9 protein-coding genes are annotated in these 10,066 nt (G+C 40.1%); 1 reads left to right on the top strand and 8 read right to left on the bottom strand.

The genetic code is table 11. From position 1 onward, the window contains the following. Positions 1-86 precede the first annotated feature (86 nt). The 8 genes from E5A76_RS15215 to flgK form a co-directional block, all read right to left on the bottom strand. Positions 87-1,532 (bottom strand): sigma-54 dependent transcriptional regulator, encoded by a 1,446-nt coding sequence (locus tag E5A76_RS15215; RefSeq protein ID WP_161119424.1) that lies wholly within the window; start codon positions 1,530-1,532, stop codon positions 87-89. 273 nt (positions 1,533-1,805) lie between these two features. Continuing rightward, positions 1,806-2,207, bottom strand: a complete 402-nt coding sequence (gene fliS, locus E5A76_RS15210) for a flagellar export chaperone FliS (RefSeq protein WP_008986441.1) — start codon at positions 2,205-2,207, stop codon at positions 1,806-1,808. Between the two features lie 52 nt (positions 2,208-2,259). Continuing rightward, positions 2,260-2,559 (bottom strand): flagellar biosynthesis protein FliS, encoded by a 300-nt coding sequence (locus E5A76_RS15205; protein ID WP_107205489.1) that lies wholly within the window; start codon positions 2,557-2,559, stop codon positions 2,260-2,262. Between the two features lie 12 nt (positions 2,560-2,571). Continuing rightward, entirely contained in the window at positions 2,572-3,957 is a 1,386-nt protein-coding gene (gene fliD / locus E5A76_RS15200) for a flagellar filament capping protein FliD (protein WP_161119423.1), read from the bottom strand. A gap of 11 nt (positions 3,958-3,968) precedes the next feature. Continuing rightward, the gene (locus E5A76_RS15195) at positions 3,969-4,394 is read right to left on the bottom strand and encodes a flagellar protein FlaG (protein ID WP_161119422.1); all 426 of its coding nucleotides are present in this window, start codon (positions 4,392-4,394) and stop codon (positions 3,969-3,971) included. Positions 4,395-4,465: 71 nt separating this feature from the next. Beyond that, a complete protein-coding gene (locus E5A76_RS15190) occupies positions 4,466-5,884 on the bottom strand; it encodes a flagellin (protein WP_161119421.1) in 1,419 nt (472 codons plus the stop codon). A 200-nt stretch (positions 5,885-6,084) separates the two neighbouring features. Continuing rightward, the gene (gene flgL / locus E5A76_RS15185; protein ID WP_161119420.1) at positions 6,085-7,320 is read right to left on the bottom strand and encodes a flagellar hook-associated protein FlgL; all 1,236 of its coding nucleotides are present in this window, start codon (positions 7,318-7,320) and stop codon (positions 6,085-6,087) included. Between the two features lie 12 nt (positions 7,321-7,332). Then, complete coding sequence (gene flgK, locus E5A76_RS15180; protein WP_161119419.1) at positions 7,333-9,666, bottom strand: flagellar hook-associated protein FlgK; 2,334 nt, start codon at positions 9,664-9,666, stop codon at positions 7,333-7,335. Positions 9,667-9,859: 193 nt separating this feature from the next. Here flgK and E5A76_RS15175 point away from each other — a divergent pair, with 193 nt between their 5' ends. Next, complete coding sequence (locus E5A76_RS15175; protein ID WP_008986434.1) at positions 9,860-10,048, top strand: hypothetical protein; 189 nt, start codon at positions 9,860-9,862, stop codon at positions 10,046-10,048. Positions 10,049-10,066: the final 18 nt, after the last annotated feature.

Below are 10,066 nucleotides of genomic sequence, written 5' to 3'. Positions count from 1 at the left end.
AGAGATACAATTTTTGTATGTGATTGAAAAGAAAAAGCCGATGTCAAATTAATGACATCGGCTCCATATTCAATAATAGCGTAATATTAACTTTCTTTGCTTAGGCCATATTTACGCATTTTTTCAACCAGTGTCGTACGACGCATACCCAGCATATCAGCTGCTCTTGCGACTACTCCTGCTTGTGCATCTAATGCTTGCTTGATCATATCAACTTCAAGATCAGCCAACATTTCTTTTAGGTTCAAGCCTTCAGGTGGAAGCTCACTATTAGCGACATTTTGTTCTTCTTCATAAGAGGAGAACATACTCGCTAACGCTTCTTGCTCTAACTCTTCCACACTTGGTACTGCATTTTCAGGAGTAAAATCTGGAAGCTGACCATAACGATACTTAATTGGTAAGTGGTTAATATCAACCATTTCACCTGGGTAAAGAATACATAGACGCTCAACAAGATTAGCTAATTCACGTACGTTACCCGGCCAACTGTGCTCCATTAATGAATTAATCGCACGTGGGGTAAAGTGAATACGCTTCGCACCCTCAGCTTCCATACGAGTCAATAATTCTTGCAACAATAATGGTAAATCTTCAATACGATCACGCATTGCTGGCATATCGATTGGGAACACATTTAAGCGATAATACAGATCTTCACGGAATAGATTCTCGTGGATCATCTTATCTAAATCACGATGTGTGGCCGCAATAATACGTACGTTAGTTTTGATTGTTTCGCTACCGCCGACACGTTCAAAGCAACGCTCTTGCAGTACACGTAATAATTTCACTTGCATTGACATCGGCATATCACCGATTTCATCAAGGAATAACGTACCGCCTTCAGCTAATTCAAAACGGCCTTTACGTGCAGAAATTGCCCCCGTAAACGCCCCTTTCTCATGACCAAACAATTCACTTTCTAAAAGATCCGGTGGAATCGCACCACAGTTCACAGGAACAAAAGGACCTTTACCACGGGACGAATGATAGTGAACATTACGCGCTACCACTTCTTTACCCGTTCCTGATTCACCTAAGATCAGAACGCTAGCATCACAAGCAGCTACTTGTTCCATCAAATGACGAATTTGACTAATAGCAGAACTGCTACCGACCATACTACGGAATAAGGTATTTTTACGGCCTAACTGAGGGACTTGGTAAGCACGCTTACCAGAGAATTCTTGGCAGTGACGGAAAGCATCAACGAGCTGGTTATAGTGCAGAGGTAATTCAAGATCGCCAACATAGTTCGCTAAACCAGAAAGATGACTACGATGGTTACCTAATGAAACAACCGGAATGTGCGCCTGCACTTTCAGCGTATCGATAATATGGGTGAGTGTTTTGCCTACTTCAATATTACCCAGTAAGCACGCACCCCACGGCTGTTGCCATAATTCGGCTTCAATATCTTGTGATGAAACAGCTTCATACTGCTCGCCCACAAAACTTAGAATTACACTAAGATCATGACGTTGCTGTTGATCGTCCTCAATAACGAGTGTCTTTGCTAAACCTTGCATAGAATGGATATAGCCTGCCTTCATAGAAATGATGTAATTACTGGCTTACTCATAAAAATGAGAACCACAGCCAATATTATTAAGGTCTATTGTAATTAAACAACACGATAAGGCAATATTTGATAGCAGAAAGGTGTGATACCAATACAAGGATATATAAAATAATAGGATGAATATTGCCCGTTTACAGCGATTCATCCTATATCTGTCATAAATTAGTAATATTTTGCAGCGTTTCGTTACCAATATGCATCAAAACACGCATTTCTTAATTTAACTTGCTTCACTTAGATGATGATATTCCGCAGGAATTTGATCCCATGCCGATTTAATTTCACGCAGCATACCAATTACGTCATCGATAGGCTTAGTTTGATTTTCAGCGTTTGCGCGGGTAATTTCACTCGCCATAAACTCATAAAGTGAATCAAGGTTCTTAGCAATATCACCGCCATCTTCCATTGATAGACAATCACGTAAGCTTAATACGATATCTAATGCTTTGCTTAAACGCTCACATTTCACAGCAACATTGCCTTGCTCCATTGCTGCTTTACCTTGAATTAAACGCTCAATCGCACCTGCATATAACATTTGAATAATACGATGAGGCGACGCACTTGCTAACTGTGCATTAACTGAAACTTTTTTATATGCCTGAAGAGAACCACGCATGATGTAATCCCTTATTTAATAAGTGAAATCAAAATCAACAAAACCAAGAAGGCTACAAACCGTTTTGTTGAATATTGCTGTAAAGTGATAACGATTGTTTGCTCTTTTTCGAACGCACTAAACGCTCACCAATAATATCTTTATGCTTCTGAATTAAGCTTTTTAATGCTTTAGTGCGTGCAACCACATCATCAAACACAACGCGCGTTAAATCAGGCTGACCTAAGATGTTTTCTACTTCTTGATGACGTAGAGCAACCAAATTTTCCAATTGTTGAGGAAAATCATCAGGATAATCTTGCTGCTGTAAAAGCTGTTCAATCTGCTGTTCGAGTTGAGTTAATTTTTCCATTTTTCATTCACTTTAAAATGTCATTAGGCTCATCATGGTATTCAGCTGATTATTCATTTTTCCAATAGCTGCATCCATTGCGGTAAACTGTTGATAGGTTCGTTCTTCATAAGCTTTCATTCGCTCGTTCAAATCATCCATATCATCATTTAATCTATCTTGCTGCTCTTTTAAACTTTTCTCTTTATTGGTTAAAGAGCCGTCCGTTGAACTGGTGTAACCTTTAAAAATGGCTTCAGCTTTATCAAGAAACCCTTTTTCATCTGTATGGAAAAAAGCGTTAAACGCATTGAAGTTATCTTTTAATGCATCATCCAACTTATCGTCTTCAATCTCGATTTTTCCATAACGATCGGTGGTAATACCAAAATCACTTAAACTATAAGTTCTACCGTCAACTTCGATACCCGCATTCATCATATTTCGCATTTGACTGATGATTGAGCGGGTTAAACTATCACCGTTTAATGGGCCGCTAGATTTAGACTCTACATCGTATTTACTTAAACTATCTGCGGTATCGATAAACTCATTGTACTTTTCAACGAAGGATTCAATAGAAGACTTTGCCGTTGAAGTGTCATTGGTGATATCTATCGTTGCAAACTTAACATCGTCAGTATTTGTGAGTTTTTTAATATCGAGTGTTACACCTTCAATGGCATCTTCGATTTTATTACTACTACTGGTAATTTCGGTGAAGTTATCAATTTTAATTTTGGCATCAACACCGTTTTGCATCTCGACCATATCGGCATTGGCTGTTGGATTGGCAGGATCAAAGCTTAATTTAGCTAGCTCCCCTGTCATCCCTGATGCATCAATAGAAATTTCATTGGCAACACCGGTTTCAGTGCTTGAGAAAACAATTTTCGAACCATTAGCATCATTAATAACTGTTGCTGTTACACCGGGGTTATCTGCAGAATTGTTAATTACATTCAGTACATCTTTTAAGCTGCTTTTATCTTGGTCAATGGTGACAGACATGGTTTTACCATCAACCGTAATTTCCAAATCGCCCGCTCCCAGTTGTGCTTTAGGATCTGCATCAAAGGCATTGTTGGTGACCACTTTATGAGATTTAGCAATTTCTAACACTTCAACGGTATAACTACCATTTTTTGCTTTATCTGATGCTTCAACAGATACAAAATCTTTCTCAGATGATTTAGCTGATTGACCTGCAAATACTTTATCTTCAGCAAATTTTTTCACCATATCTTCTAGACCAGATACTGCAGATTTAATTTGCCCATAGCCACTTAACTGTACTTCCAGTTTTTGTTGTTGCTCTTTAATGCGCTGCTCTTTCGGCGCACGTTCGGCGGCAACCAATTGTTGCGTCATACCAGCAACATCTAAGCCAGAAGCTAAACCACCTGCACTTAACCCCATGAGTTTTCCTTTTACACTTTATGACTTAACGAGCCTAAACCGTACTTGGCCAAATTTTTGTTTAAATCTAGCAATTCTTGTGCCGGAACCTGTCGAATAACTTCACCGGTTTTGTTATCAACGATCGTGGCGATTGGTTTACCTGATTCATCATCTTGATGGAAACGTAACGATCGATTAGCAACTTGTAATGCCATTTCAATCTGCTTAATTCTCTCTTGTTCCGACTTTTGCTCTAGCAAAGATGAATTAAGGGGATCGTCAATGTCACTGGAATCAATAGGATTAACGGCCTTTATCGATGATAAGGAGGGTTCAGAGCTAACAGTTTGTTGCTCTAAACCTTGAGGGGAAGTGTGACGAACTTTCTTATCGCCTTCCATATCCTGATTAGAGGTTAAAGACGATGAAAAGATATTTATCGGATTGATCGCCATAGCCAGTCCTTAGCGATATAGCTGTAAGTAAAAAAGCCCTGTATTGAATATACAGGGCTTCATTTTAATGATTAACCCAGTAGGCTAAGTGCCGCTTGTGGGATCTGCTTAGCTTGCGCAAGGATAGACGTACTTGCTTGTTGTAGAATCTGATTCTTCGTCATGTTAGTGGTTTCAGCTGCGAAGTCGACATCTTTAATACGGCTATTTGATGCATTCACATTTTCATTGATGTTTGCAAGGTTATTTAACGTGTGGTTAAAACGGTTTTGTACCGCACCGAGATCTGCTCGTTGTGAGTCAATCCCAGCAATAGCTGCGTCAATAACGTCTAGTGCGCCTTGAGCACCACTCTGACTTGTAATATCGATATCTTTAACAGTACTTAAAGATGAGTTACCAGCTGCAGTAGTAATGGCTGCAGCAGTACCAGTTACCGAAAACTTATCACTAGAACTAAAAGCTAATTCAGAATTAACTACAACACCACCTGCATCAACAGTATCAGCTGTACCAGCAACTCCCGTTGAAGAATCAACTGTCGCCATAGTTAATGTACCGCCTGCAGGACCTACAGCTTTAATACCTGCAACATCTTCAGCTTCGATCTGCAATTTACCTGTAGACTTGTCATAAGTAGCATTATAACCATCTTTACCGATATCACTTGCAAGCTCAGACATATCACCATTATAAGTGCTTAAATCATAACTTGTTGTACCAATCTCCAGTGTACCAGTATCTGCAGCAGTCAAATTATCCAACTCAACACGAGCCGTAGCCTTAGCTTCAACACCAGTACCCAATGCACTCAAGGCATCAGCTGCTGCTTTAGCATCCATTGCTGAAATATCAGTAGCAGCTGAAACACCATTTGGACCTGATAAAACTATATCAGCTGCGCCTGTTGCTACACCGTATGCTAGACCTGCTGCTGCATCTGCGCCAAATACACTACCAGCACCTGATTTCTGGTGTTGACCAATATCGCCAGAAGCAACACTTGATAATGAAACATCAATAGTCTCATTCGCATTTGAGCCAACTTGGAAGGATTTCGTACCGAAAGTACCATCTAATAACTGTTGACCACCAAACGTTGTAGTATCTGCAATACGGGTCATTTCTGTTTGTAAGGCACTTACTTCTTTTTGAAGTGCTTCACGGTCTTCAGCTGAGTTTGAGCCATTCGCTGCTTGAAGAGACAAATCACGCATACGTTGAAGCATGTTTGTTGTTTCTGACATCGCGCCTTCAGCCGTTTGCGCCATTGAGATACCGTCGTTGGCATTACGCATTGCTACGTTTAGACCGTTTGTTTGGCTGGTTAAACGGTTTGAGATTTGAAGACCTGCAGCATCATCTTTTGCAGAGTTAATGCGAAGACCAGAAGATAGTTTTTCCATGCTATTAGCAACGCCGTTGCTTGCACCGTTTAGGTAACGCTGGGCGGTCATTGCAGAGACGTTAGTATTAACTGTAACAGCCATAATTGTAGCTCCTTGATGTGATACCCAGCGATTCCCGGGCTAACTAAGTTTTTCCTGTTGTGATTTCTTTAACGGCACAGTCAGAAAATGCTTTAATGTTTTTTTTATTTTTTTCTTATCAAGGGTTAACTTTATTTTTTTACAGTTAGTTAAACAAAAAAAAGCGGCAACTTATTGCCGCTTAATTCTGTGTCAGATAGCTATAAATAATTAAATAATGTGAGTTCTTTTGTCTTATTAAACGCTGCCTGTGATGCTTGCAGTGCCATCGATTGTTCATTCATATCAATGATCGCTTTGCTGTAGTCGAGATCTTCTAAACCACTTTGTGCTTTATTCAAGGTTAATTCAAAATCTTTGTGTTGTTCGCCCTGTCTATCAAGGGTTTGTAACACACTACCAACCTGCGAGCGCTGCTGGTTCATGTGAATGAATGCGCCATTTAAATCATCAATAACACGTTGTAAATTGGCATTACCTTCTGCTGATGACGTTGGCTGTTCTGCGTTGTTAATCGCACCTTGAAGAGAGTCTAAAACGTTAAAGGTTTTACTCGGGTTTAACGCGACACTATCACCCAGTTTGATTTCACCATCAAATTGAAAGTCTAACGTTCCCGCACCACCAGCAGCTGCGAGATCAAAGCTTATCCCCACTTCAGGCTCATAAGTATTTTGTTCCAATAATACACCTGTTGTTGGATCCCCTTGATAAAGTTGATATTCCATTACACCAGCATTATCGACAAACTTTACACTGTAATTATTGCTGTCGTTAGGATTGCTATTTGTTGCCGTTAAAACATGTAGTTGCGAGTCTGGTTGTAAGTTAGAAAAATCAGGGCGGTAATCACCATAAGGGTTGGGTATCGCCATGAAGACATCATTACCCGTTAAGCTGGTCTTCACCTCTAAGTTTTTATCTATTTGGCTATGACGCGCTTGATCATCCCCTTGGTAAACAATGGTTGGCGGCGTTTGCCCATTTTGCATAAAAGGTTTGGTGGCTGATTGTGTACCTGCAAAAATATAGTTACCCGATTCATCTTGAGTATTCGCTAACCCTAATAACTCATCATAAAGGCTCTGCAATTCATCTTTAAATGCACTGCGATCTTCCGCTGCCATAGCACCGTTGATCATGCGAATGACTTTTTGTTTCGTCACATCAAGATTATTCTCTACACCCGTTAACGTTGATTCCGTCACATTCATGCGGTTGGTCGCTAATGTTATTGCATCTTGATATTGCGTGATGAGTGTCTGCTCTTGACGATAATTCTGAATCATTACTGATGAAACAGGATCATCACCCGCGGTTAATACGCGTCGACCCGTCGCTAAATGTTCATTACTGGTATTTAGTTCACCCTGCTTGCGCATTAAATTCGAGGTTAAACTTTGATACTGGCTAGCAGTAGAAACTCGGTTAATCATGATTTACTCCTACTACACGGTACGCATTAAGGTATCAAAGGTTTCTTTAGCCACTGACATGATCCGAGAGGATGCCATATAAGATTGCTGGAACTTCATAAGATTAGCGGCTTCTTCATCAAGGTTAACGCCCGATAAGTTCGATACCCGCTCGGACGCAGCATCAAAATCCAATTGATTGACTTCTGCAGTTTTATCCGCATTATTCTTTAACATACCAATATCTGTTGCTAACCCTTCAAACAAATCAATCACGCTTGATTTGCCCTCATTCATGGTTTTGCCATGCTGAATTTGCTGCATTGCTAAGAAGTTACTGTTGCCACCTACCGCATTAGTCCGGCCTAAAGTCACCGTAAAGTTATCCCCTACTTGACCATTATCCGTCAGTGACAATGTCGGGGCTGTTTGGTTTGCAAAGGTAATTTCTTTATTCACGTTAGTTAATGGATAAACCAATGATTGGACGGTATTACCCGCATCATCTTTTAAATCCATTAGGGTGTTCGTTTGAGTATTCGTTACTGTTAACTTATCAGAAGCGGTGATGGCTAACGTAAACGTATCACCAATCGCTGCACCTGAAGTTAAACTTGCTACGCTAATTTGATCACCATTGCTAGCAACCATGGTTAATACATTACCCGTTGTTGTAAGCGGATAGTCTAGCTCGTTAACAACAGCACCCGTAGCATCAACTAAATTAATCGGATTATTTGCAGCATCTACCATGCTAAGTTTATCGCCCGCACCATTTAAGCTAAGGGTATACGTGCCTTGTGCCACTGTGGCACCAGCAGCTTGAATAGCCGTCAGCGTCGCTGCACCAGTGTTACTTGCATTATTGGTCGCTGTTAAATCAGCGCTGTTAATAATGTCGACTCTGTAGGTGCCCGCTAATTGGTCAGGCACTAACCCGCCGGCTTTATTTAGCTCTGCTGTTCCAACGTTATTTGGGTTAGCTTCAATACTGGATATTTTATTCCCTGCTAGGCCACGAGGATCTGACATCTCCACGCTAATGTTTGCCGCACCACGACGCATCGGCTGAATGATGACGGTCTCACTTTGTCCTGCCGCAGGAGGATTGCCCATCACAGTATTCATGGTTAACGTTAAACCATCGACACTGACTGCTAAAGGCATTGTCGCTGTTGGAGATATAAGTGGATTGCCGTTTGACTGTTTCATTTCATTGCCAGCGGGATCGATTAAGCGAAAACTATAATCAGTACCATCAAATTCAGTTGTAAGCTGGTATTCTCCCGTTTTTAACGCATTTACATCATCAATTTTGACATCAATATCAGTTTGACTACCTAATGGCTTTAAAACTCGCTCTTTCATTAAGTTAGGGTTGTTAACATCATAAAAAATAGCGCTTCCAACCGCACCTGAGAGATCGGTACCCGATTGCTGTAAATCGTTTATTTGTTTTGAAAAGCCAATCGCCATCCGCCCCATTTCATCAAGGCTTTTATCAATCACATCATCACGGATCGACAACATTGCACCTAATCCGCCACCAATGTGATCACTTTTAATGGCTTTGGCCTGATTACCGTTAACAATGGCAATTTGTTTATCTTCTAAATCAGGATCGCCACTCACCATTTTTAGTTGTGAAGATTCAACGCCAGAGACTAAAGTATCACCACTGCCAATAATCACTTTATCCGCAAGGCTACCTTTATCAGCGAGGACAGTGACTTTAGTATATTTCGCTAATTCATTGATTAAGCCACGTTGTTTATCTAATAAGTCGTAGTTTTTATCGCCATCAGGTAATTCTTGTAAGCTGGTATTAATAGCGGCAAGTTCTTGCCCTAATGCATTCACACGCTCAAGTGTTACATCCAGTTGCTCGTTCACATCTCGACGAATATTGGTTAGCGTTTCATAAGAATTATTAAAGCTGTTTGCTGCTTGATTGGCGCTTTCTAACACAGTTTGTCGAGAGCCAAGATCGTTAGGGTGATCTGACAATGAACGTACTGAGTTATAAAAATCGTTCATGCTATTTACGGTATTAACAGCACTTTTTGAGGTGAAATCATCTAACATCATCATATGCTGCTGACGTACATTAGATTCTTCGAGTTGGGTAGTAGAAAGCGTCAGCTCACGGGCAGCAAACTGATCATAAGCGCGATTCACACTATCAATATAGGCACCGCTACCGTAATAATTACCGCCACTCCATTGCGCATCTGCGGCTTTTTGATCAACGACCTGACGGCTGTAACCCGGGGTGTGAACATTACTAATATTATGGCTGGTAACATCCAGTTGCTTTTGCGATGTTCGCAAGCCACTGATACCAAGCTGCATTAAATCCGACGCCATACTGATTCCCTAACTTATCAACAAAGTGATTTATTCACTGCCTACTTTGCAAAAATCGAACCAACTTAATTAATAAATATATTCTTTATTTAAGGTGATATTTAATTCAATTTAATGATGGTAATAAATTACTGTTTGTTTATAATTTAAGAGCTCAACCTAAATTAAAATCAAAATATAAAGGAAGATAAATATGAACCTATTAGTATCAGGATTAATTGGTTACGCATTAAAGGAAGTCGTTGTCCCGCTAGTAAAAGAAACCTTTGATGACAACAAGACAGAAGAAAAACAAGTTCCTGAAAAAGAAGTGGAAAATGCACTTTTTGAAAGTAACGATCTGATCAAGATGGTATCAAACATTATTGATATCGTGGTGTAAAACTATATTAAAGATATA

The organism is Photobacterium lucens, assembly GCF_009873615.1.
In the GTDB taxonomy this organism is placed as follows: Bacteria; Pseudomonadota; Gammaproteobacteria; order Enterobacterales; family Vibrionaceae; genus Photobacterium; species Photobacterium lucens.
Note: the sequence above shows the minus strand (reverse complement) of the source record. Positions and strands in the feature narration are given on the sequence as shown.